Below are 21,910 nucleotides of genomic sequence, written 5' to 3' on the forward strand. Positions count from 1 at the left end.
CTCCTTTTGCTTGGAGGGAGGCCCGCACCACCTGCGAGCCCCCTTATTTTCTGACGCTTACGCGTATTTCGCCTGGATCTCTTCCGAGATGTTCTGCGGCACCGGATCGTAGTGATCGAACTGCATGGTGAACTGGGCGCGGCCCGAGCTCATCGAGCGCAGAGTGTTGATGTAGCCGAACATGTTGGCCAGCGGCACGAAGGCGTCGATGGCGATGGCGTTGCCGCGGTTCTCCTGGCCGGACACCTGGCCGCGGCGGGAGGTCAGGTCGCCGATGATGCCGCCGGTGTATTCTTCCGGGGTGATCACCTCAACCTTCATCACCGGCTCGAGCAGTTTCGCGCCAGCTTTGCGCATGCCTTCGCGCATACCCATGCGGGCGGCGATTTCGAAGGCCAGAACGCTGGAGTCCACGTCGTGGAACTTACCGTCGACCAGGGCAACCTTGAAGTCGATCACCGGGAAGCCTGCCAGCGGACCGGAGTCCATGACCGACTTGATGCCTTTTTCGACACCCGGGATGTATTCCTTCGGCACCGCACCGCCGACGATACGGGATTCGAAGGAGTAGCCTTCGCCCGGCTCGGTCGGAGAGATGATCAGTTTCACCTCGGCGAACTGGCCCGAACCACCCGACTGTTTCTTGTGGGTGTAGGAATGCTCGACCTCTTTGGAGATGGTCTCGCGGTAGGCCACCTGCGGCGCACCGATGTTCGCCTCGACCTTGAACTCGCGCTTGAGGCGGTCCACCAGGATGTCCAGGTGAAGTTCGCCCATGCCCTTCATGATGGTCTGACCGGACTCGATGTCGGTTTCGACGCGGAAGGACGGGTCTTCGGCGGCCAGACGGGCCAGACCCTGGGACATCTTCTCCTGGTCGGCCTTGGTTTTCGGCTCAACCGCGATCTCGATCACCGGATCCGGGAAGGTCATGGTTTCCAGAACGACCGGGTCGTTGACGGCGCAGAGGGTGTCACCGGTGGTGGTGTCCTTCAGGCCTGCCAGCGCGATGATGTCGCCTGCGAACGCTTCCGTGATTTCCTCACGGTTGTTCGAGTGCATCATCATCATCCGGCCAACGCGCTCTTTCTTGCCCTTGGTCGAGTTCAGCAGGGTGTCGCCCTTGTTCATCACGCCGGAGTAGATCCGGGTGAAGGTCAGGGAGCCGACGAACGGGTCGTTCATGATTTTGAACGCCAGGCCCGCGAAGGGCATGTTGTCGTCCGCGCGGCGGGCGATGTTACGCTCTTCGTTTTCGTCGCCCGGCTTGAAGCCCATGTAGTCGACAACGTCCAGCGGGCTGGGCAGGTAGTCGATCACGGCGTTCAGCAGCGGCTGCACACCTTTGTTCTTGAACGCGGAACCGCCCAGGACCGGAACGAAGTGCAGCGCCAGGGTGCCCTTGCGCAGCAGTTTGCGCAGGGTCGGCACGTCGGGCTCTTCGCCTTCCAGATAGGCTTCCATGGCGTCGTCGTCTTCTTCGACGGCCGCTTCGATCATCTTGCCGCGCCATTCGTCAGCCAGGTCTTTCAGGCTGTCGCGGATTTCGACCTGCTCCCAGGAGGCGCCAAGGTCTTCACCCTTCCACAGCCACTCTTTCATGGTGACCAGGTCGATCAGGCCTTCCAGCTCGTTCTCTGCGCCGATCGGAATACCGACGGGAACGGCGCGGGCGCCGGTGCGGTCTTCGATCATGCGAACGCAGTTGAAGAAGTCGGCGCCGATCTTGTCCATCTTGTTGACGAACACCATGCGCGGAACCTTGTAGCGGTCAGCCTGACGCCACACGGTTTCGGTCTGGGGCTCAACACCGGCGTTTGCGTCGAGAACGCAGACGGCACCGTCGAGAACCGCCAGCGAACGCTCGACTTCGATGGTGAAGTCAACGTGGCCGGGGGTGTCGATGATGTTCAGGCGGTGCTTCGGGGTGTCGGCGTTCTGACCGTCCTCGGTGCGTTCCCAGAAGGTGGTGGTCGCAGCCGAAGTGATGGTGATGCCGCGTTCCTGCTCCTGCTCCATCCAGTCCATGGTGGCTGCACCGTCGTGCACCTCACCGATGTTGTGGGATTTGCCGGTGTAATACAGGATGCGCTCGGAGCAGGTGGTTTTACCTGCGTCGATGTGCGCCATGATACCGAAGTTACGGTACAGTTCGAGGGGATATTCGCGTGCCATAGGTCTAGGTCCTCTAGCTTACCAGCGATAGTGGCTGAAGGCTTTGTTCGCCTCGGCCATCTTGTGGGTGTCTTCGCGCTTCTTGACCGCGGTGCCACGGGACTGGACGGCGTCCATCAGCTCGCCTGCGAGGCGCTCTTCCATGGTGTTTTCGTTGCGGTTGCGTGCAGCAGCGATCAGCCAGCGGATGGCCAGCGCTTCGCGGCGCTCGGGGCGGACTTCAACCGGAACCTGGTAGGTCGCACCACCAACACGGCGGGAGCGGACCTCGACGGACGGTTTGATGTTGTCCAGCGCTTCGTGGAAGACTTCAACCGGAGCGCGCTTGATCTTGCTCTCAACGCGGTCAAACGCGTTGTAGACAATACGCTCTGCGACCGACTTCTTGCCGTCGATCATCAGGTTGTTCATGAATTTGGTCAGAACGCGGTCGCCGAACTTGGCGTCGGGCAGGACTTCGCGCTTCTCTGCGGCGTGACGACGGGACATCTCGCTCTCTCCTTCTTACTTAGGACGCTTCGCGCCGTACTTCGAGCGGCGCTGCTTACGGTCTTTGACGCCCTGGGTATCCAGAACACCGCGCAGGATGTGGTAACGGACACCCGGAAGGTCTTTTACCCGGCCGCCGCGGATCAGAACCACAGAGTGTTCCTGAAGGTTGTGGCTTTCACCGGGGATGTAGGAGATCACTTCGAAACCGTTGGTCAGGCGGACCTTCGCAACTTTCCGCATAGCGGAGTTCGGCTTCTTCGGAGTGGTGGTGTACACGCGGGTGCAGACGCCGCGCTTCTGCGGGCACTGCTCGAGGTGCTGGGACTTCGAAACTTTGCGTTTCGGCTGACGCGGCTTGCGGATCAGCTGCTGGATCGTTGGCATTCAGGTATTCCCCGTTTAGCAACTTGTCATGCACGCCGGCGCGTGCGGGTGATTTCGCTGCACTTATGCGTCCACAAGCGCAAAAACCGCAATCGCTCCCGTACCGAGGTGAGACGACGCGGTGAGTTTACAGAGGGCCAGGGTGATAAAAGTGCCCAGGCCTTGAGCCACTGCAATTTTGAATTCGGCTTGTGGAGACATGCTCCGGGTGCCGGATAGCCGGGCATATATGGGGAGTCGCGCAGGTTGTCAACAGCAGCCGGGCGGAAGGCCCCTGCCCCGGCCTGTCCCGGCCTGCCCGCAGCGGGGCGGCTGCCGCGCGGGCGCTTGCCAGGGTACCGCGCGCCCGCCATAGTTGCCGCCAGCGCCATTGTCACGAACGGATTTCAGAATGCAGGTCATCGGGCTGTGCCGGTTCTCTTACCCGGCGATCGGCGGGTTTCAGGTGGAACATGAAACAATCGAACAGCGCATCGCCTATCTGTATGACGCCGAGCGGATGGAGGAGCGTTTCCGGCTGCTGGAAACCATCGCCCTGCCCTGCCTGCGGGAGCAGACCGACCAGGATTTCACGCTGATCGTGGTCACCGGCGACAGCCTGCCGCGCATCCATCGGGACCGGCTGCACGACCTGACCGCGGACATGCCGCAGGTCCAGATCCGCGCGGAGCCGCCGCGCCGCCACCGCGAGGTGATGAAAGAGATCCTCAACAGCGCCCGCCGCGATCCGGACCAGCCTTGCCTGCAGTTCCGCCATGATGACGACGATGCCGTTTCGGTGGATTTCACCGAACGGCTGCGTGCGGCAGCCGGGGATTGCCAGGGACTGCTGCGGAAGAACCGCAGCGTGGCGTTCGACTTCAACCGCGGCTATCTGGCGGAGGCCGGGCCGCAGGGGATCCGCGCGGCGGAGGACGTTTTTCCCTATGTGGTGGCCGCCCTGGGCATGTATGTGCGCGGCGGCTGCCCGCTGACGGTCATGAATTTCGCCCACCACAAGATCAACCGCTTCATGCCGACCGTCACGGTGACCGACGCGCCGATGTTCGTGCGCACCCGCAACCGGTTCAACGACTCGCGCGATATGGCAGGCGGCCCGGCGCTGGAGCCGCTGACGCCGGAGCTGGCGGGGGCCTTCGAAGCGCGCTTTGCGGTCCGGGAGGCCCGGGTCAGGGACGTCTTTGGCAAAGACCGGGCCGCCTAGCCGCGCAGCCGGCGGGCCTGCCGGCGTTCCCGGTAGAGCGTGAAGATGCCGGCCGCGGCCACGATGGCGGCGCCGGCGGTTGTCAGCAGATCCGGCCATTCGCCGAACACCAGCCAGCCCAGGATCAGCGCCCAGAGAAGCCCGCTGTAGCGGAACGGCGCGATTGCCGCGATCTCGCCCACCCGCATGGTCATCACCGAGCACAGGTAACCGGCAAAGATGAACAGCGCCGCGCCCAGCAGGGCCAGCCATTCACGGCTGCCCATCGGCTGCCAGTCCACCGCGGCGGAGGACGCCAGCCCGAAGGCCAGCACCGACAGCGAAGCGGAGAGGGTTACCGTCATCGACGGCACCTCGGGCGGCATCCGGCGGGTGACGAGGTCGCGGGCGGTGATGCAGGCGACCGACGCCAGCGCATAAAGGCTGCCCTCGCTGAACCCGTCCGGGCCCGGGCGCACGATCAGCAGCATCCCCGCAAAGCCGGCGGCAATCGCCGCCAGCCGGCGCCAGCCCACCGGCTCCGCCAGGACCAGCGCGGCGCCCAGGGTCACGGTCAGCGGCAGCACCTGCAGAACCGCCGTGACATTGGCAATCGGCATCACCATCAGCGCGGTCAGGAACAGATAGGTGGCCGCCACCTCGGAGGCGCAGCGGAGTGCGATCATGCCCCAGGCCCGGCCCGGCAGCCGCAGGCGCAGACCGCCCAGCCGCAGGGCCAGGAGACAGATCAGGATACTGGCGGCGATGCCGCGGATGGTCAGGATCTGCGGCAGCGGCAGCGCCCCGCCGATCAGCTTTATCAGCGCATCGTTGAAGGTATAGGCCGCCATCGCCGCGGTCATCAGCAGCGCCCCGGTCTGATTGGGGGTCATCGCCGCGCCTTAAACGTTGCCTGCCGCGTGCTGTCCATTTCTGCGCCCTCCCTGCCCCGGCAACAGATACCCCCGGACGCGGACAGGAAAAAGCCCCCGCATCGGGGATGCGGGGGCTTTTCAGTCTGTCTTATGACGCGGCTTAGTCGCGGCTTTCCGGGGTTTCGACCAGGATATCCAGGTCGTCGCCGCCCATCGCGTCCTCGTCCATCACCGGAGCAGCCAGGGCTGCAGCGGCTTCGGCTTCTTCGCGGCGGGCTTCCAGCACCACGTTGTCGCGGCTCTGGGCGATCTGGCGCACCCGCTGGGTGGCGCCGCCGGTGCCGGCCGGGATCAGGCGGCCCACGATGACGTTCTCCTTGAGGCCGACCAGCTTGTCCCTCTTGCCCTGCACCGAGGCCTCGGTGAGGACGCGGGTGGTCTCCTGGAAGGAGGCCGCCGAGATGAAGGAGCGGGTCTGCAGCGACGCCTTGGTGATGCCGAGCAGGATCGGTTCGCCCTGCGCCGGGCGCTTGCCGCGGGCAATCGCCTTGTCGTTGGCAGCGTCGAACTCCTGCTTGTCCACGTGCTCGCCTTTCAGCAGCGTGGTGTCGCCGGAGTCGGAGATCTCCCACTTCTGCAGCATCTGGCGAACGATCACCTCGATGTGCTTGTCGTTGATCTTCACACCCTGCAGGCGGTAGACGTCCTGGACCTCGTCGATCATGTAGTTCGCCAGTGCCTCGACACCCATGATGGACAGGATGTCATGCGGCGCCGGGTTGCCGTCCATGATGTAGTCGCCCTTCTGGACAAAATCACCTTCCTGAACCGGAATGTGCTTGCCCTTGGGCACCATGTATTCGACGGGCTCCATCGACTCGTCGCTCGGCTCGATCGAGATGCGGCGCTTGTTCTTGTAGTCGCGGCCGAAGCGCACGTAACCATCGATTTCGGCGATGATCGCGTGATCCTTCGGACGGCGGGCTTCGAACAGTTCCGCAACGCGCGGCAGACCACCGGTGATGTCCTTGGTCTTGGCGCCTTCACGCGGGATACGCGCAACGACGTCGCCTGCCATGATCTGCTGGCCGTCTTCGACCGACAGGATGGCGTCCACGGACATCGGGTAGGTCAGCGGGTTGCCCGCATCGCTGCGCACCGGCTCGCCGCCCTCGTCGACCAGGATGATCTCCGGCTTCAGTTCGGAGCCCTTCGGAGCCGCACGCCAGTCGATCACGATCTTCTGGGTCATGCCGGTGGCTTCGTCGGTCTCGTCGCGGACAGCCAGGCCCGAGACCAGGTCGACATACTTGGCGGTACCCGGCTTCTCGGCGATGATCGGCAGGGTGTAGGGGTCCCATTCGAACAGCTTGTCGCCGCGCTTGACCTGCTGGCCTTCCTTGACGAACAGCTTGGAGCCGTAGCCCAGCTTGTGGCTGGCGCGCTCTTCGCCGTGCTCGTCCTGGATGATCAGCTTCATGTTGCGGCCGACAACCAGAGTTTCGCCGTTGGCGTTCTCCAGGGTCTGCGGCATCTCGAAGACGATCTTGCCTTCCTGGCTGGCTTCCAGGAACGACTGCTGGCCGCCCTGGGCAACGCCGCCGATGTGAAAGGTCCGCATGGTCAGCTGGGTGCCGGGTTCACCGATCGACTGCGCCGCGATGATGCCGACGGCCTCGCCGGTGTTCACGCGGGTGCCGCGGGCCAGGTCACGGCCGTAGCACATGGCGCAGACGCCCTCTTCGCTTTCGCAGGTCAGCGGCGAGCGGATGCGGGTCGACTGCACGCCGGCCTCTTCCACTGCGTCCGCCATCCGCTCGTCGATCAGCTGGCCCGCGGCCACGATGACTTCCTCGGTGCCGGGGCGCAGGATGTCATCCGCAGCCACACGGCCCAGGATGCGCTCGCCCAGAGACGCCACGACCTCGCCGTCGTTCACAGCCGCTTCCGCGGTGATCGCGCGATCCGTGCCGCAATCGATCTCGCGAACGATGCAGTCCTGCGCCACGTCCACCAGACGGCGGGTCAGGTAACCCGAGTTCGCCGTCTTCAGCGCGGTATCCGACAGACCCTTACGGGCACCGTGGGTCGAGTTGAAGTACTCGAGAACGGTCAGGCCTTCTTTAAAGTTCGAGATGATCGGGGTCTCGATGATGTCGCCGTTCGGCTTGGCCATCAGGCCGCGCATACCGCCCAGCTGCTTCATCTGCGTAACCGAGCCACGCGCACCGGAGTGGGCCATCATGTAAACCGAGTTCGGTTCCATCACGGCGCCATTCTCATCCCGCTTGTCGGCGGAGATGGTGTTCATCATCGCCTCGGTGACCTTGTCGTTGCACTTCGACCAGGCATCGACAACCTTGTTGTACTTTTCGCCCTGAGTAATCAGGCCGTCCATGTACTGCTGTTCGAAGTCTTTCACCTGCTCGCGGGTGTCATCGACGATGGTCCACTTGGTGTCGGGGATCACCATGTCGTCCTTGCCGAAGGAGATGCCGGCCTTGAACGCCTCGCGGAAGCCCATGGTCATGATCTGGTCGCAGAAGATGACCGACTCTTTCTGGCCGCAGTAGCGGTAGACGGTGTCGATGACCTGCTGAACTTCTTTCTTCCGCAGGAGGCGGTTGACCAGCTCGAACGGCGCCTTGGCGTTTTTCGGCAGCAGCGCGCCCAGGCGGACACGGCCCGGGGTGGTCTCATAACGCTTGAGAACCTCGTTGCCTTCCTCGTCGATCTGGGTGATCCGCGCGGTGATCTTGGTGTGCAGGTGCACTTCGCCGGCGTCCAGCGCGTGCTGAACCTCGTCGATGGTGCCAAAGATCTTGCCTTCGCCGGGCATACCTTCGCGTTCCAGGGTCACATAGTAGAGACCCAGGATCATATCCTGCGAGGGAACGATGATCGGCGCGCCGTTGGCGGGCGACAGAACGTTGTTCGTGGACATCATCAGGACGCGCGCTTCCAGCTGGGCCTCAAGGCTCAGCGGGACGTGCACAGCCATCTGGTCGCCGTCGAAGTCCGCGTTGAACGCCGAGCAGACCAGCGGGTGCAGCTGGATGGCCTTGCCTTCGATCAGCGTGGGTTCGAACGCCTGGATACCCAGACGGTGCAGCGTCGGTGCGCGGTTCAGCATCACCGGGTGCTCGCGGATCACCTCGTCCAGGATATCCCACACTTCGGGACGCTCTTTTTCGACCAGCTTCTTCGCCTGCTTCACGGTCGAGGACAGGCCCTTGGCCTCCAGACGCGAGTAGATGAACGGCTTGAACAGCTCGAGCGCCATCTTCTTGGGCAGGCCGCACTGGTGCAGCTTCAGCTCAGGACCGGTCACGATCACCGAACGGCCGGAGAAGTCGACGCGTTTACCCAGAAGGTTCTGGCGGAAGCGGCCCTGCTTGCCTTTCAGCATGTCGGAGAGCGACTTCAGCGGGCGCTTGTTGGCGCCGGTGATGACGCGGCCGCGGCGGCCGTTGTCGAACAGCGCGTCCACGGATTCCTGCAGCATCCGCTTTTCGTTGCGGACGATGATGTCCGGCGCGCGCAGTTCGATCAGCCGCTTCAGGCGGTTGTTCCGGTTGATCACGCGGCGGTACAGGTCGTTGAGGTCGGAGGTCGCAAAGCGGCCGCCGTCCAGCGGAACCAGCGGGCGCAGTTCCGGCGGAATGACCGGGATCACGGTCATGATCATCCATTCCGGACGGTTGCCCGATTCCAGGAAGGATTCCACGACTTTCAGACGCTTGATGATCTTCTTGGGCTTCAGTTCGCCGGTCGCTTCGGCCAGTTCGGCGCGCAGCGTTTCGGCTTCCGATTCCAGGTCGATCTGGGCCAGCATGTCACGGATCGCTTCAGCGCCGATATTGGCGGTGAAGGCGTCCATGCCATAGGCGTCCTGGGCGTCCATGAACTCTTCTTCGGTCATCATCTGACCATAGGTCAGATCCGTGAGGCCCGGCTCGATAACGACGTAGTTTTCGAAGTACAGAACCCGCTCGAGATCGCGCAGGGTCATGTCCAGCATCAGGCCGATGCGGCTGGGCAGCGACTTCAGAAACCAGATGTGCGCGACAGGTGCTGCCAGCTCGATGTGACCCATGCGCTCGCGGCGCACTTTCTGCAGGGTGACCTCGACGCCGCATTTTTCACAGACGACGCCGCGGTACTTCATCCGCTTGTATTTGCCGCACAGGCATTCGTAGTCTTTGATCGGGCCGAAGATGCGGGCGCAGAACAGGCCGTCGCGCTCCGGCTTGAAGGTCCGGTAGTTGATGGTCTCGGGCTTTTTGATTTCGCCGTAGGACCAAGACAGGATCCGTTCCGGGCTGGCCAGCGAGACTTTGATTTCATCAAAGACCTTCGGCGGGGTCAGCGGGTTGAACGGGTTGTTGGTGATTTCCTGGTTCATTTTGATACCTCAAATCTTGCGGAAGGGGGGAGCGGGAGAAGGGCGCGAAGCCCTTACTCCTCAACCTCCGCATCCAGGAGTTCCATGTTCAGGCCGAGGCCGCGGACTTCTTTCACCAGAACGTTGAACGATTCCGGCACGCCCGCCTCGAAGTTATCCTCGCCCTTGACGATCGACTCATAGACCTTGGTCCGGCCGGCGACGTCATCCGATTTCACGGTGAGCATCTCCTGCAGGGTGTAGGCGGCGCCATAGGCTTCCAGCGCCCAGACTTCCATCTCCCCGAAGCGCTGACCGCCGAACTGCGCCTTACCGCCCAGCGGCTGCTGGGTAACCAGCGAGTACGGGCCGGTGGAACGCGCGTGGATCTTGTCGTCCACCAGGTGGTGCAGCTTCAGCAGGTACTTGATGCCCACGGTCACCGGACGCGCGAACTGCTCGCCGGTGCGGCCGTCGAACAGGATCGACTGGCCCGAGGTGTCAAAGCCCGCACGCTTCAGCGCGTCGTTCACGTCGCCTTCCTTGGCGCCGTCAAAGACCGGGGTCGCAATCGGCACACCGCGGGTCACGTTGCCTGCGGCTTCGATCAGCGAGTCCTCGTCCATATTGGCGATGCCTTCGTCATAGACATCGTCGCCATAGGCGTGGTGCATCGCTTCACGGACCGGGGTCAGGTCGCCCGAGCGGCGGTATTCCTGCAGCGCGTCATCCACCTTGATGCCGAGGCCGCGTGCGGCCCAGCCCATGTGGGTCTCCAGGATCTGACCGACGTTCATCCGCGACGGCACGCCCAGCGGGTTGAGGCAGAAGTCGACCGGGGTGCCGTCGGCGAGGAACGGCATGTCCTCCATCGGCACCACTTTCGAGATCACACCCTTGTTGCCGTGACGGCCGGCCATCTTGTCGCCCGGCTGCAGCTTGCGCTTCACAGCGATGAAGACCTTGACCATCTTCATCACACCCGGCGGCAGGTCGTCGCCGCGGCGGACCTTCTCGACCTTGTCCTCGAAACGGGCGTCCAGGGCGCGCTTCTGCGCCTCGTACTGCTCGTTCAGGGCCTCGACAACCTGGGCGTCCTGTTCGTCTTCCAGCGCCAGCATCCACCACTGGCCGCGGGACAGGGAGTCCAGCAGATCCTCGGTGATTTCGGTGCCGGCACGCACGCCTTTCGGGCCTTTGACGGCCACTTTGCCCAGGATCATGCCGCGCAGGCGGGCATAGATGTTGCGGTCCAGGATCGCCAGCTCGTCGTCCCGGTCACGGGCCAGACGCTCGACTTCCTCACGCTCGATCTGCAGCGCGCGCTCGTCTTTCTCCACACCGTGGCGGTTGAAGACGCGCACTTCCACGACGGTGCCGTAGTCGCCCGGCTTCACGCGCAGCGAGGTGTCGCGCACGTCGGAAGCCTTCTCGCCGAAGATGGCGCGCAGGAGCTTCTCTTCCGGGGTCATCGGGCTTTCGCCCTTCGGAGTGATCTTGCCGACCAGAATGTCGCCCGGCTCCACATCGGCGCCGATGTAGACGATGCCCGCTTCGTCGAGGTTGCGCAGGGCTTCCTCGCCGACGTTGGGGATGTCGCGGGTGATTTCTTCCGGCCCGAGCTTGGTGTCGCGGGCGGCGACTTCGAATTCCTCGATGTGGACCGAGGTGAAGACGTCGTCACGCGCAATGCGCTCGGAGATCAGGATGGAGTCTTCGTAGTTGTAGCCGTTCCACGGCATGAACGCGACGACCACGTTCTTGCCCAGAGCCAGTTCGCCCATATCGGTCGACGGGCCGTCGGCGATGACTTCGCCTTTCTGAACGGTGTCGCCCACCTTCACCAGCGGACGCTGGTTGATACAGGTGTTTTGGTTCGAGCGCTGGAACTTGCGCATGCGGTAGATGTCCACGCCCGCGTCGCCCAGTTCCAGGTCCTCGGTGGCCCGGATCACGATACGCTGCGCATCAACCTGGTCGATGATGCCCGCACGCTTCGCCTGGATGGCCGCGCCGGAGTCGATCGCAACCTTTTCCTCGATGCCGGTGCCGACCAGCGGCGCCTCTGCGCGCAGCAGCGGAACCGCCTGACGCTGCATGTTCGAGCCCATCAGAGCGCGGTTGGCGTCGTCGTTTTCCAGGAACGGGATCAGCGAGGCCGCAACCGAGACCAGCTGCTTGGGCGACACGTCGATCAGGTCGACGCTTTCGTTCGGCGCCAGAGTGTAGTCACCCGACTGGCGGGTCGACACCAGGTCGTTGATGAACTTGCCGTTTTCATCCAGCGAGGCGTTTGCCTGCGCCACGGTGTGACGCATTTCCTCGGTGGCGGACATGTAGTGAACCTCGTCGGTCACCTGTCCGTCTTTCACCACGCGGTAAGGCGTTTCGATGAAACCGTACTTGTTGACGCGCGCGAAGGTCGCCAGCGAGTTGATCAGACCGATGTTCGGGCCTTCCGGGGTCTCAATCGGGCACATCCGGCCATAGTGGGTCGGGTGAACGTCGCGGACCTCGAAGCCTGCACGCTCGCGGGTCAGACCGCCCGGGCCAAGCGCCGACAGGCGGCGTTTGTGGGTGACTTCCGACAGCGGGTTGGTCTGGTCCATGAACTGCGACAGCTGCGAGGAGCCGAAGAATTCACGCACCGCGGCGGCTGCCGGTTTCGCGTTGATCAGGTCCTGCGGCATCACGGTGTCGATCTCGACGGAGGACATCCGCTCCTTGATCGCACGCTCCATGCGCAGGAGGCCGACGCGGTACTGGTTTTCCATCAGCTCGCCGACGGAGCGCACGCGGCGGTTGCCCAGGTGGTCGATGTCGTCGATATCGCCACGGCCGTCGCGCAGGTCAACCAGCGCCTTGACACAGGCGACGATGTCTTCCTTGCGCAGGGTGCGCTGGGTGTCCTCGGCGTCGAGCGCCAGGCGCATGTTCATCTTCACGCGGCCAACGGCGCTGAGGTCGTAACGCTCGGAGTCGAAGAACAGGGTGTCGAACAGGGCCGACGCGGCCTCGACGGTGGGCGGCTCGCCCGGGCGCATCACACGGTAGATGTCCATGAGCGCGCTTTCGCGGGTCCGGTTCTTGTCCTGCGCCATGGTGTTGCGCATGTAGGGGCCGACGTTGACGTTGTCGATGTCCAGCACCGGAATGTCGGTGATGCCCGCGTCCAGCAGCTCTTTCAGGGAGCCGCCGATCAGGTCGCCGTCCTTGTCGTATTCCAGGGTCAGCTCATCGCCGGCCTCGACGTAGATCGCGCCGTTGTCTTCGTTGATGATGTCCTTGGCGACGAACTTGCCGACGATGTGGTCGAAGGGCACCAGCAGCTCGGTGATGGTGCCTTCCTCGATCATCTTTTTGACGGCGCGCGGAGTGACTTTCTTGCCCGCTTCGCAGATGATCTCGCCGGTGGCAGCGTCCACCAGGTCATAGGTCGGGCGGGTGCCGCGCACGCGTTCCGGGAAGAACGGCGCGACCCAGCCGCGGGATTTCTCCAGCTTGAAGGAGATGGTGTTGTAATAGGCATCCATGATGCCTTCCTGGTCCAGGCCCAGGGCATACAGCAGCGTGGTCACCGGCAGCTTGCGGCGGCGGTCGATACGGGCAAAGACGATGTCCTTGGCGTCGAATTCGAAGTCGAGCCAGGAGCCGCGGTACGGGATGATGCGGCAGGCAAACAGCAGCTTGCCCGAGGAGTGGGTCTTGCCTTTGTCGTGATCGAAGAACACGCCCGGCGAGCGGTGCATCTGGGACACGATCACGCGCTCGGTGCCGTTCACGATAAAGGTGCCGTTCGGGGTCATCAGGGGCATGTCGCCCATGAAGACGTCCTGTTCCTTGATGTCCTTCACGGACTTGGCGCCGGTGTCCTCGTCGACATCAAAGACGATGAGGCGCAGGGTCACCTTCAGCGGCGCGCTGTAGGTCATGTCGCGCTGCATGCATTCTTCGACGTCGTATTTCGGCTTCTCGAAGGAGTACTTCACGAACTCCAGAACGGAAGTTTCGTTGAAGTCCTTGATCGGGAAGACCGACTGGAACACACCTTTGATGCCTTCGCCGTCAAGCGGCTCTGCTGCATCGCCGGAGCGCAGGAACAGATCGTAGGAAGATTTCTGCACCTCAATGAGGTTCGGCATTTCCAGCACTTCGCGGATTTTGCCGTAGTATTTACGTAGACGTTTCTGGCCAAGGAACGATTGAGCCATGTCAGATGTCACCTTTCCGAGTTCTCACCGGTCAAGGTTGCCGCCGGGCCCCGGCACCTTGCCCATACGAGACAGCGCGTTCGGATCAATTCATGGCCACCGTCCCGAAGGCAGCCTCCCGATCCCTTGAACCTCGCCTGAAAAAACGCCCCGGAATTAGGGCCCTTTCTAAGACAGGTTCGGCTGGGCCCGGAAAACTCCGGACCCAGCCAAATTTCCGATGCATCAGGAATGCACCAGAGGCAGGTCTTAGGCCAGCTCGACTTCGGCGCCAGCTGCTTCCAGCTTGCCTTTGATGTCTTCTGCTTCGTCCTTGGACACGCCTTCTTTGATTTTGCCGCCGGCTTCAACCAGTTCCTTGGCTTCTTTCAGGCCCAGGCCGGTGATGCCGCGGACTTCCTTGATCACGTTGATCTTGGAAGCGCCGGCGTTCTTCAGAACGACGTCAAACTCGGTCTTTTCTTCTTCAGCTGCGCCGCCGGCGTCGCCAGCTGCAGCCATGACAACGGCGCCGCCTGCTGCGGGCTCGATGCCGTATTCGTCTTTCAGGATGGTTTTCAGTTCTTGTGCTTCCAGCAGGGTCAGACCCACGATGCTTTCTGCGAGTGCTTTCAGATCAGCCATTGTATCAGCTCTTTCCGTTTACAGTATGTGTGTTCCAACGTGCGGGCTTGTGCCCCACGCCAGCCATTCAGTGCCAACCGCTTACGCAGCTTCCGCCTTCTCTTCGATGGTCGAAAGGATGCTTGCGATGTTGCTTGCAGGTGCGCCAATCGCGCCGGCGATGTTGGAAGCAGGTGCGCCAATGCAGCTTGCGATCTGAGCGATGAGCTCGTCGCGGGACGGCATTTTCGACACGGCTTCGACACCGGCACGGTCCAGAGCGTTCTCACCCATTGCACCGCCGAGGATCTCAAACTTTTTGTTATCCTTGGCGAAATCCTCGGCCACCTTGGCGGCGGACACGGGATCTTCGGAGTAGGTCAGAACGGTCATCCCTGTCAGCAGGCCGGCCATGTTTTCACACGGCTTACCCTCGAGGGCGATTTTGGCGAGCCTGTTCTTGGCAACACGCACGGAACTGTTCGCGTCACGGGCACGTGCGCGCAGATCCTGCATCTCAGCAACTGTCAGACCGGCGTAGTGAGCTACCACCACGACGCCAGAGCTTTCGAAGATCTGGCCGAGTTCCTCGACCACTTTCTCTTTCTGGGCTCTATCCACAGTTCTCTCCAAGTTAGGGATGCTTGCGCATCCCGGCTCATATTTGCCGGCCCAGATGAACCGGCGTTCAGGTCCGTTTTACGGGATGAGCCAAATCCGCCCGAGGGATTGAAAACCCCCGATCTTCTTGGTCTGTACCCGTCTCAGGAGGGAAATTAAGGCCCGATCGGAGGCCACCCACCATCTTGGACGAAATGAAATAAAGCGCACGACGAATCGCACGCTTTATCTCAAGGCCGTAGTTAGACCCATTGGCGGGGATTTCCAAGAGCGAAATTGGAAAATGCGCCAGCGCGCAGAGGTCCGCCGGAAAAGGAAAAGGGCGACCCTTGCGGGGCCGCCCTCCTGACTTCAACTGTGAGCCCGATTACTCGGTGACAGCGTTGTCCACGTCAACCGTGATGCCCGGACCCATGGTCGAGGACAGGTTGATCTTTTTCATGTAGGCGCCTTTTGCGCCCGACGGCTTGGCTTTGGCCACGGCCGACACGAAGGCACGGACGTTCTCGACCAGCTTGGCTTCGTCAAAGGACGCTTTGCCGACGCCTGCGTGCACGACGCCGCCTTTTTCCGCCTTGAACTGGACTTCGCCGCCCTTGGCTGCTTCCACGGCCGCTTTCACGTCCATGGTCACGGTGCCGACCTTCGGGTTCGGCATCAGGTTGCGCGGGCCCAGGATTTTGCCCAGACGGCCGACGACGGGCATCATGTCCGGGGTTGCGATGCAGCGGTCAAAGTCGATCTTGCCGCCCTGGATCGCTTCCATCAGGTCTTCTGCGCCAACGATGTCAGCGCCGGCTGCGGTGGCTTCATCTGCCTTGGCGCCGCGGGCGAAGACAGCAACGCGCATGTCTTTGCCGGTGCCGTTCGGCAGGCCGACCACGCCGCGGACCATCTGGTCTGCGTGGCGGGTGTCAACGCCCAGGTTCATGGCGATCTCGACGGTTTCGTCGAATTTGGCAGAGGCGTTGGCCTTGATCAGGGCAACGGCTTCCTCGACCGACAGGTTTTCCTTGCCGGCGAAGGCTTCGCGCGCGGCGCGGGTACGTTTACCGAGCTTTGCCATCTTACTTCACCTCGATGCCCATGGAGCGGGCAGAGCCCAGGATGATCTGCATTGCGCCTTCGATGTCGTTGGCGTTCAGATCTTTCATCTTGGCTTCGGCGATTTCTTTCACCTGGGCCACGGTCACGGTGCCGACGGTTTCACGCGACGGGTTGTTCGCGCCGGATTTCACCTTGGCCGCCTTCTTCAGGTAGTAAGACGCGGGCGGCGTCTTGATGTCCATGGTGAAGGACTTGTCCTGATAGTAGGTGATCACGGTCGGGCACGGCGCGCCGGGCTCCATGTCTGCGGTCTTGGCGTTGAACGCCTTGCAGAATTCCATGATGTTGATGCCGCGCTGACCCAGGGCCGGGCCGACCGGCGGAGAGGGGTTTGCCTGACCTGCAGGAACCTGCAGCTTCATCGAACCAACAAGCTTCTTAGCCATTTGGTTTTCCTTTCAACGAGGGCGGGACGCGTCCTGCCCGGAGAATGTTGCGTGGTCGGATGTCAGGATCGCGATCCCTTGATCTCCCACGAGAGAATCTCGCCCGAAGACGATTGGGTGGCGTGTACGCCGGTTTAAAAAAAATGGCAATAGGTGCGGTGTTCGATCTACTCACACCTCTGGCTGGGTCTGATCGGGAGCAAATACTTGTTGCTTGCATAATATGCCCAGGGCCCACCAGCCGTGGAAACAACCACTTTCGACCAGGAGCCTCGTGTCTGAAGGACCCTTATGCAAGAGCCGGCATTTCTTCCTCCTACAATTTTATAGTCTGTTCCGGGCCCATTCCGAATGTTCAATCGATTAATATCTTTAGAAATATAGTGGGTATTAGGAAACTCAGACGCAACTGCGCCGTAGTTTTCCCACCGCGCCTCGGCCGTGCCATTCGGCTGCAACTGGCTCCCACTTGGTTCCAAGGGGATCGCTGAACGTTGCAACCGGTTCAGATCATCGGATCGAGCGCGCGCGCTTGGGCTAAGGCCAAATGCGCTTACGATCGGATCGCCAATGTACCTTCTTGTGAGATCATCAAGGGTGACCCCTGTCATCGAGGTGAATACTGGAACAGATACAAAAAGAAGACAGGATACAATGAAGGGAAGCAGAAATCCCTTTTCGCCGCGACGTCCCCAGGCTTGTATCCCGAGAAAGCCACCCACACCCAAAAGTGCTGCGGCGATCCAATGAACCAAAAATGTATCCAGCAAATCTTATGCCCAATGATATTAGTGCAAATTGCGGGCAGGCTACGCGAGCATCTCTAGACACTTCAACAGCAAAGTCTTTTTCCCCTGGCCTTCCTGGAACAAAGCCTCTGCAACAGCAGTTTGACCACAGCATCAACGCGCAGTCACCCAACGCCAAAACGTCAACATACTACAACGGTGCGACCCTAGATCACCAGGCAAAGCCTCCAACGGATGCATCGGTCTAATTGGCATACCTTTTACGGAAGCAATCCTCAGCATCTAAAACAAAAAACGCCGCGTTGAACCCAACGCGGCGCCTCAAATTCCACTGAGGAATCTATCACCCCTGCTTGGTCACCTGGGCAAAATCCAGCTCGACCGGGGTTTCACGGCCGAAGATGGACACGGTGACCTTGAGCTTCTGGTTGTCCTCGTCGACCTCTTCGACCATGCCGTCGAAATCCTCGAACGGGCCGTCGTTGACCTTGACCTTCTCGCCGATCTCGAAGTGGATCAGGGTGCGCGGCGTCTCGACGCCTTCCTCGACGCGGCCCAGGATGCCCTGCACCTCTGCGTCGCGCATCGGCATCGGGCGGCCCTGCGGGCCGAGGAAGCCGGTGACGCGGTTGATCGAGGAAATCAGGTGATAGCCGCGGTCGGACATTTCCATGTGCACCAGCACGTAGCCGGGCATGAAGCGGCGCTCGGTCGAGACCTTCTTGCCGCGGCGGATCTCGATCACCTCCTCGGTCGGGACCAGCACCTCGTCAATCTCGTCCTCGAGCCCCTGCTCGGCGACCGCGGTGCGGATCTGCTCTGCGATTTTCTTTTCGAAGTTCGAAAGAACGCTGACCGAGTACCACCGTTTCGCCATGAACCGTTGTCCTTGTTCTGCAGGGCGGGCCGGTGCCGCGCCGTTGCGTAATCATTCCGTTGCAGCCCTGAAGCTGCGCTCTCCAACAAAAAGCGGCGTGCAAACCGAATCGCTGCACGCCCGCCTCAATAGTTCCTGCTCAGGTACCGCCCATTGCCGCCAAGATCAAGTGCAGCGCAGCAGCCGCGGCCCCGGAGCCGTCATACCGCTGCAGGCTTAGCCGAACATCCCCAGAAGGCCCTGCAGGCCATAGCGGATCAGCAGGTCGACCAGCGCGAAAAACAGCGCTGTCAGGGCCGCCATGATAAACACCATGACTGTGGTCAGCAGCACCTCGCGCCGGGTCGGCCAAACGACCTTGGACACTTCGGCACGCACCTGCTGGATGAACTGAACTGGGTTGATAGTCGCCATGCTGGGGGAGTCTCTCTGCTAGCAGTGCAGGCGATTTAACCGGTGCAGCCGCTGAATTCAAGCCCTGTGCCCGGCACCGCTGCGGCGGACCGGCCGCGGTCAATCCATTTTTAATCCACTTCGCGCAAAACTGTCCTCAGAAGCCCCGGTGCGTGACGCGTGCCGCGCAGGCGCCCTCCCGTGTGTTTCAGTGAGACAGGATGCCATGACACCCGCACATACCCTTTCCCAGGCTGAGCAGCTTGAACGTGATGCCAGGTTCGAAGATGCCGTGCTCGCCTACGCAGGAATTCTTGCCCGCAACCCGAAGAACGCCCGCGCGCTGCAGGCGCTGGATTCGCTGCGCGGCCGCCTGCGGGAGCAGCGCGAGCCATCCGCGGACACCAAGGCGGAGCTGGAGGCGGCGCTGGCGGCCGGGCGGCCGTTTGAGGCTGCCGACAGCTGCGGCGCCTTGCTCAAGACCTTCCGGGAGTCGCATTTCCTGTGGGACTTCCTGGGCCGCTGCCACCTGGCGGCCGGCCATCTGGACAATGCGGCGACCTGCCTGAACAAGGCCTGCGGCATCGACGCCAAGGAAGCGGGGACCTATGCCGCGATGGGCCAGGTTCACATGGCGCGCGGGCAGCTGGAAAACGCCGTGGCGCTTTACCGCAAGGCGCTGGCACTGGAGGCCGATTGCCTGCTGGCGCTGCGCAGCCTGGCCGAGGCGCTGCCGCTTCAGGGGCGCAGCGCAGAGGCTGCCGCGGTCCTGCGCCGGGCGGTTGCGCTGGCCCCGGACGATGCCGCGCTGCACCTCGCCCTGGCCGGACTGCTGCAGAAGCTCGGCGCCGTGGAAGAGGCGAAGGACCACTACACCCGCGCTGCGGGCCTGCAGCCGGACCTGGCCGAAGCGCAGTTCCAGCTGGGGCTTCTGCTGAAGGCCGAGGGCCGTCCTGCGGAGGCGCTGCCGTGCTTTGACAAGATCCTGCGGGCCTCCCCGTCCGACGACCGCGCCCGCACCGAGCGGCTGCATGTTCTGGCAGAGCTTTGCGACTGGCGCTGGGTGCAGGAGTACGAGGAATACCGCCGCCTTCTGGGGCTGCGCAGCAGCGGCTGTGATCCCAGCGCGCTGATGGTGATGGAGGACAACCCGGACCTGCTGCGGGTGCGGGCGCAGGCCTATGCCAGCGAGGTGTTCCCCGAGGTGGAGCCGCAAACCGCCCCGCCTGCGCCGCAGCGGCCGGAGCGCCTGAAGGCCGGGTATGTCTTCTCTGCCCGCGACGCCGAAGACGTGCTGAGCCATCATGCAGCCATTTTCGCCGCCCACGACCGCGGCCGGTTCGACGTTTTTGCCTATGCCACCGGTCCGGGGCTTGCGGAGGAGACCGCCGCAGCGCTCCGAACCGCTGTCTCCTGCTTGCGGATACTGGACGGAACCTCCGGCGCCGCCGCCGCGGTCAAGGCCGACGGGCTGGACATCGCCGTGGATCTCTCGGGCTATTGCCGCGGCAACCGGAGCGGCTTGTTCAGCGCGCGGCTGGCGCCGCTGCATATTTCCTGGCCCGGTTTCCCCGGCACCATGGGAACCGCGGCCTTTGACTATCTGATCAGCGACAGCACCGCCTGCCCGCCCGGCAGCGAGAGGTATCACAACGAGCATCTGCTGCGCCTGCCGGAGAGCTGCCTGGCGGTATCCCCGGCGGAGGCGGCCAGCGGCCCGGACCGGGCGGATTGCGGTTTGCCGGACGCGGGCTTTGTCTTCTGCAGCTTTGCTGCGGCCAGCCAGATCACCCCGCGGGAATTCGATATCTGGATGCGCCTGCTCAGCAGCACCCCGGACAGCGTGCTGTGGCTGCTGGACCACGGCGCGCACGCCGTCTCGAACCTGCGCCGCGCCGCGGCTGCCCGCGGCGTCGACCCCGACCGGCTGATCTTTGCCCTGCCCGCGGAGCGCAAGGCGCACCTTGCCCGGCTGACGCTGGCCGGCCTATGCCTCGACACCTTCACCGTCAATGCCAGCGCTGCCGCCCGCGATGCGCTGGCCGCCGGTGTGCCGGTGCTCACCCTGCCCGGCCGGCAGTTTGCCGCCCGCACCGGGGCAAGCCTGCTGCAAGCCGCCGGACTGCCGGAACTGATCGCGGACAGCGCGGAAGACTATGAGGAAAAAGCTGCGGGACTGGCCGCGGATCCGGAGGCCCGTGCCGCCTTGAAGCGCAAGCTGCGCGCACAGCAGCAGGACGCCCCCCTGTTCTCCGCCGCGCGGTTCGCCCGGCAGATTGAGAGCGCTTATGACGCGGCTTACAGCCAGTATCTGCGAGGTGTTGCCCCCGGCCACCTGACACTCTCCGGCACGGAGACGCCTCAGGGCTAACGCACAAGCGCCGTCCACCCGCCGCGGGCGGCCTTAGCTATCTGGCTTTCGGGAGACTGGCAGGGGCAGCAGGGTTCGAACCCGCGACCTACGGTTTTGGAGACCGTCGCTCTACCAACTGAGCTATACCCCTGTGGTGCGGCATGTCCTAAGGCAGCCGCGCCGCGGAGGCAAGAGGGAAATCCGATTTTCTGCGTGCCGCGCGGCGGTTTGCGGGCCGCGGGCTTTGCCCGGACCCGCCCATGCGCTAAGACGGGCCGGAATACGGGCAGCCTGGCCCGCCAATCCCTTGGAAACGAGCCTGAAACCGTGAGCCTGAGAAAGAAATTCGCCGACAGCCCCCGGGTCAACCGCGCCATCGAGGGGCTGTTTGCCGCCTATGTGCGATTCGCCTTCCGCACCTCCCGGTGGACCCGCACAGGGTTCCAGGAGATGGACGATTGCGTCCGCCGCGGCGAGCCGGTGATTTTCGTGCTGTGGCACCAGCGGCTGATCATGGCCCCCTATCTGTTCGACACCTCGCTGGGCCGCATCTGCGCGCTGACCTCGTCTGCGCGGGCCGGGCGGCTGGCCGGGCAGATCCTGGTGCGGCTGGGGTTCGAGACCATCCCGATGTCGAGCCACAAGCGCCACGTCGCCCTGTCGCGCGAAGTGCTGCGCCGCACCAAGGACGGCTGCTCCATCGGCATCGCCGCCGACGGCCCGCGCGGGCCTGCGCGGGTTTCCTCCACCGTGCCGGTGGTCTGGGCGCGGATGACCGGCTGCCGGGTGTTCACCGTGGCCTTTGCGGAGCGGAAGGTGATCAAGCTGCCGACCTGGGACCAGCAGATGCTGCCGCTGCCGTTTTCGCGCGGCGTGCTGATGTGCCGGGAATGGACGGACGAAGTGCCCAAGAAGCCGAGCGAAGAAGAGGTGGAAACACTGCGGCTGAGCCTGGAGGCGTCGCTGGATGCCATTACCGATGCGGCGGATGCAGCGGCCGGGCGCCGCATTGAAGGTGCGGAGAAGCCGCAGAGCTGATCCGCCTTTTTTTCGGCACGGTTTGCGGTCGCGGCAATGCAAAAAGGCCGCCCGAAGGCGGCCTTTCCGTTCGAACATT

At 63.0% G+C, this 21,910-nt stretch carries 16 protein-coding genes and 1 tRNA gene; 3 read left to right on the top strand and 14 right to left on the bottom strand.

What is annotated here, in order from left to right; translation table 11 throughout:
• Positions 1 to 57: 57 nt before the first annotated feature.
• The 3 genes from fusA to rpsL are packed head-to-tail and all read right to left on the bottom strand — an operon-like array spanning position 58 to position 3,051.
• On the bottom strand, positions 58 to 2,175 hold the full coding sequence (gene fusA / locus DAEP_RS0112700) for an elongation factor G (protein ID WP_008556057.1): 2,118 nt from the start codon (positions 2,173 to 2,175) through the stop codon (positions 58 to 60).
• Positions 2,176 to 2,193: 18 nt separating this feature from the next.
• Positions 2,194 to 2,664, bottom strand: a complete 471-nt coding sequence (gene rpsG / locus DAEP_RS0112705) for a 30S ribosomal protein S7 (RefSeq protein ID WP_008553314.1) — start codon at positions 2,662 to 2,664, stop codon at positions 2,194 to 2,196.
• A gap of 15 nt (positions 2,665 to 2,679) precedes the next feature.
• Positions 2,680 to 3,051, bottom strand: a complete 372-nt coding sequence (rpsL, locus tag DAEP_RS0112710) for a 30S ribosomal protein S12 (protein ID WP_008204009.1) — start codon at positions 3,049 to 3,051, stop codon at positions 2,680 to 2,682.
• A gap of 391 nt (positions 3,052 to 3,442) precedes the next feature.
• Between rpsL and DAEP_RS0112715 the strand changes: the two genes are divergently transcribed.
• Complete coding sequence (locus DAEP_RS0112715; RefSeq protein WP_027244910.1) at positions 3,443 to 4,255, top strand: putative rhamnosyl transferase; 813 nt, start codon at positions 3,443 to 3,445, stop codon at positions 4,253 to 4,255.
• On the opposite strand, the gene DAEP_RS0112720 is transcribed toward DAEP_RS0112715, so the two are convergent.
• The 10 genes from DAEP_RS0112720 to secE form a co-directional block, all read right to left on the bottom strand.
• Positions 4,252 to 5,127, bottom strand: a complete 876-nt coding sequence (locus DAEP_RS0112720; protein WP_027244911.1) for a DMT family transporter — start codon at positions 5,125 to 5,127, stop codon at positions 4,252 to 4,254. The genes DAEP_RS0112715 and DAEP_RS0112720 overlap by 4 nt on opposite strands.
• Positions 5,128 to 5,269: 142 nt before the next feature.
• Positions 5,270 to 9,514, bottom strand: a complete 4,245-nt coding sequence (rpoC, locus tag DAEP_RS0112725) for a DNA-directed RNA polymerase subunit beta' (RefSeq protein ID WP_008557437.1) — start codon at positions 9,512 to 9,514, stop codon at positions 5,270 to 5,272.
• 53 nt (positions 9,515 to 9,567) lie between these two features.
• Complete coding sequence (gene rpoB, locus DAEP_RS0112730) at positions 9,568 to 13,704, bottom strand: DNA-directed RNA polymerase subunit beta (RefSeq protein ID WP_027244912.1); 4,137 nt, start codon at positions 13,702 to 13,704, stop codon at positions 9,568 to 9,570.
• A 249-nt stretch (positions 13,705 to 13,953) separates the two neighbouring features.
• Entirely contained in the window at positions 13,954 to 14,328 is a 375-nt protein-coding gene (rplL, locus tag DAEP_RS0112735) for a 50S ribosomal protein L7/L12 (RefSeq protein ID WP_008556274.1), read from the bottom strand.
• An 81-nt stretch (positions 14,329 to 14,409) separates the two neighbouring features.
• Positions 14,410 to 14,928, bottom strand: coding sequence for a 50S ribosomal protein L10 (rplJ, locus tag DAEP_RS0112740; RefSeq protein WP_008555990.1), 519 nt, complete (start codon positions 14,926 to 14,928; stop codon positions 14,410 to 14,412).
• Between the two features lie 367 nt (positions 14,929 to 15,295).
• The gene (gene rplA, locus DAEP_RS0112745) at positions 15,296 to 15,994 is read right to left on the bottom strand and encodes a 50S ribosomal protein L1 (RefSeq protein ID WP_008553767.1); all 699 of its coding nucleotides are present in this window, start codon (positions 15,992 to 15,994) and stop codon (positions 15,296 to 15,298) included.
• Between the two features lies 1 nt (position 15,995).
• Positions 15,996 to 16,421 (bottom strand): 50S ribosomal protein L11, encoded by a 426-nt coding sequence (gene rplK, locus DAEP_RS0112750; RefSeq protein WP_008555829.1) that lies wholly within the window; start codon positions 16,419 to 16,421, stop codon positions 15,996 to 15,998.
• Positions 16,422 to 16,588: 167 nt separating this feature from the next.
• Positions 16,589 to 17,032 carry an SH3 domain-containing protein gene (locus DAEP_RS24550; protein WP_425411782.1) on the bottom strand — a complete coding sequence of 148 codons (444 nt, stop codon included), beginning with the start codon at positions 17,030 to 17,032 and terminating at the stop codon, positions 16,589 to 16,591.
• Between the two features lie 481 nt (positions 17,033 to 17,513).
• On the bottom strand, positions 17,514 to 18,047 hold the full coding sequence (nusG, locus tag DAEP_RS0112755; protein WP_008557720.1) for a transcription termination/antitermination protein NusG: 534 nt from the start codon (positions 18,045 to 18,047) through the stop codon (positions 17,514 to 17,516).
• A 216-nt stretch (positions 18,048 to 18,263) separates the two neighbouring features.
• The gene (secE, locus tag DAEP_RS0112760; RefSeq protein ID WP_008554326.1) at positions 18,264 to 18,461 is read right to left on the bottom strand and encodes a preprotein translocase subunit SecE; all 198 of its coding nucleotides are present in this window, start codon (positions 18,459 to 18,461) and stop codon (positions 18,264 to 18,266) included.
• Positions 18,462 to 18,666: 205 nt separating this feature from the next.
• On the opposite strand from secE, the gene DAEP_RS0112765 reads away from it, so the two are divergent.
• Complete coding sequence (locus tag DAEP_RS0112765; RefSeq protein ID WP_027244913.1) at positions 18,667 to 20,811, top strand: O-linked N-acetylglucosamine transferase, SPINDLY family protein; 2,145 nt, start codon at positions 18,667 to 18,669, stop codon at positions 20,809 to 20,811.
• Between the two features lie 57 nt (positions 20,812 to 20,868).
• Here DAEP_RS0112765 and DAEP_RS0112770 read toward each other — a convergent pair.
• A tRNA-Trp gene (locus DAEP_RS0112770) sits at positions 20,869 to 20,944 on the bottom strand.
• A 176-nt stretch (positions 20,945 to 21,120) separates the two neighbouring features.
• Here DAEP_RS0112770 and DAEP_RS0112775 point away from each other — a divergent pair.
• Entirely contained in the window at positions 21,121 to 21,831 is a 711-nt protein-coding gene (locus DAEP_RS0112775; protein ID WP_008557463.1) for a lysophospholipid acyltransferase family protein, read from the top strand.
• The last annotated feature ends 79 nt before the right edge of the window (positions 21,832 to 21,910 follow it).

The organism is Leisingera daeponensis DSM 23529 (genome assembly GCF_000473145.1).
Lineage (GTDB): Bacteria > Pseudomonadota > Alphaproteobacteria > Rhodobacterales > Rhodobacteraceae > Leisingera > Leisingera daeponensis.

Bases quoted from the DNA above. Each gene is read 5' to 3' on its own strand.
- fusA (WP_008556057.1), bottom strand. From the start codon at position 2,175: ATGGCACGCGAATATCCCCTCGAACTGTACCGTAACTTCGGTATCATG.
- rpsG (WP_008553314.1), bottom strand. From the start codon at position 2,664: ATGTCCCGTCGTCACGCCGCAGAGAAGCGCGAAGTCCTGCCCGACGCC.
- rpsL (WP_008204009.1), bottom strand. From the start codon at position 3,051: ATGCCAACGATCCAGCAGCTGATCCGCAAGCCGCGTCAGCCGAAACGC.
- DAEP_RS0112715 (WP_027244910.1), top strand. From the start codon at position 3,443: ATGCAGGTCATCGGGCTGTGCCGGTTCTCTTACCCGGCGATCGGCGGG.
- DAEP_RS0112720 (WP_027244911.1), bottom strand. From the start codon at position 5,127: ATGACCCCCAATCAGACCGGGGCGCTGCTGATGACCGCGGCGATGGCG.
- rpoC (WP_008557437.1), bottom strand. From the start codon at position 9,514: ATGAACCAGGAAATCACCAACAACCCGTTCAACCCGCTGACCCCGCCG.
- rpoB (WP_027244912.1), bottom strand. From the start codon at position 13,704: ATGGCTCAATCGTTCCTTGGCCAGAAACGTCTACGTAAATACTACGGC.
- rplL (WP_008556274.1), bottom strand. From the start codon at position 14,328: ATGGCTGATCTGAAAGCACTCGCAGAAAGCATCGTGGGTCTGACCCTG.
- rplA (WP_008553767.1), bottom strand. From the start codon at position 15,994: ATGGCAAAGCTCGGTAAACGTACCCGCGCCGCGCGCGAAGCCTTCGCC.
- rplK (WP_008555829.1), bottom strand. From the start codon at position 16,421: ATGGCTAAGAAGCTTGTTGGTTCGATGAAGCTGCAGGTTCCTGCAGGT.
- DAEP_RS24550 (WP_425411782.1), bottom strand. From the start codon at position 17,032: ATGACAGGGGTCACCCTTGATGATCTCACAAGAAGGTACATTGGCGAT.
- nusG (WP_008557720.1), bottom strand. From the start codon at position 18,047: ATGGCGAAACGGTGGTACTCGGTCAGCGTTCTTTCGAACTTCGAAAAG.
- secE (WP_008554326.1), bottom strand. From the start codon at position 18,461: ATGGCGACTATCAACCCAGTTCAGTTCATCCAGCAGGTGCGTGCCGAA.
- DAEP_RS0112765 (WP_027244913.1), top strand. From the start codon at position 18,667: ATGACACCCGCACATACCCTTTCCCAGGCTGAGCAGCTTGAACGTGAT.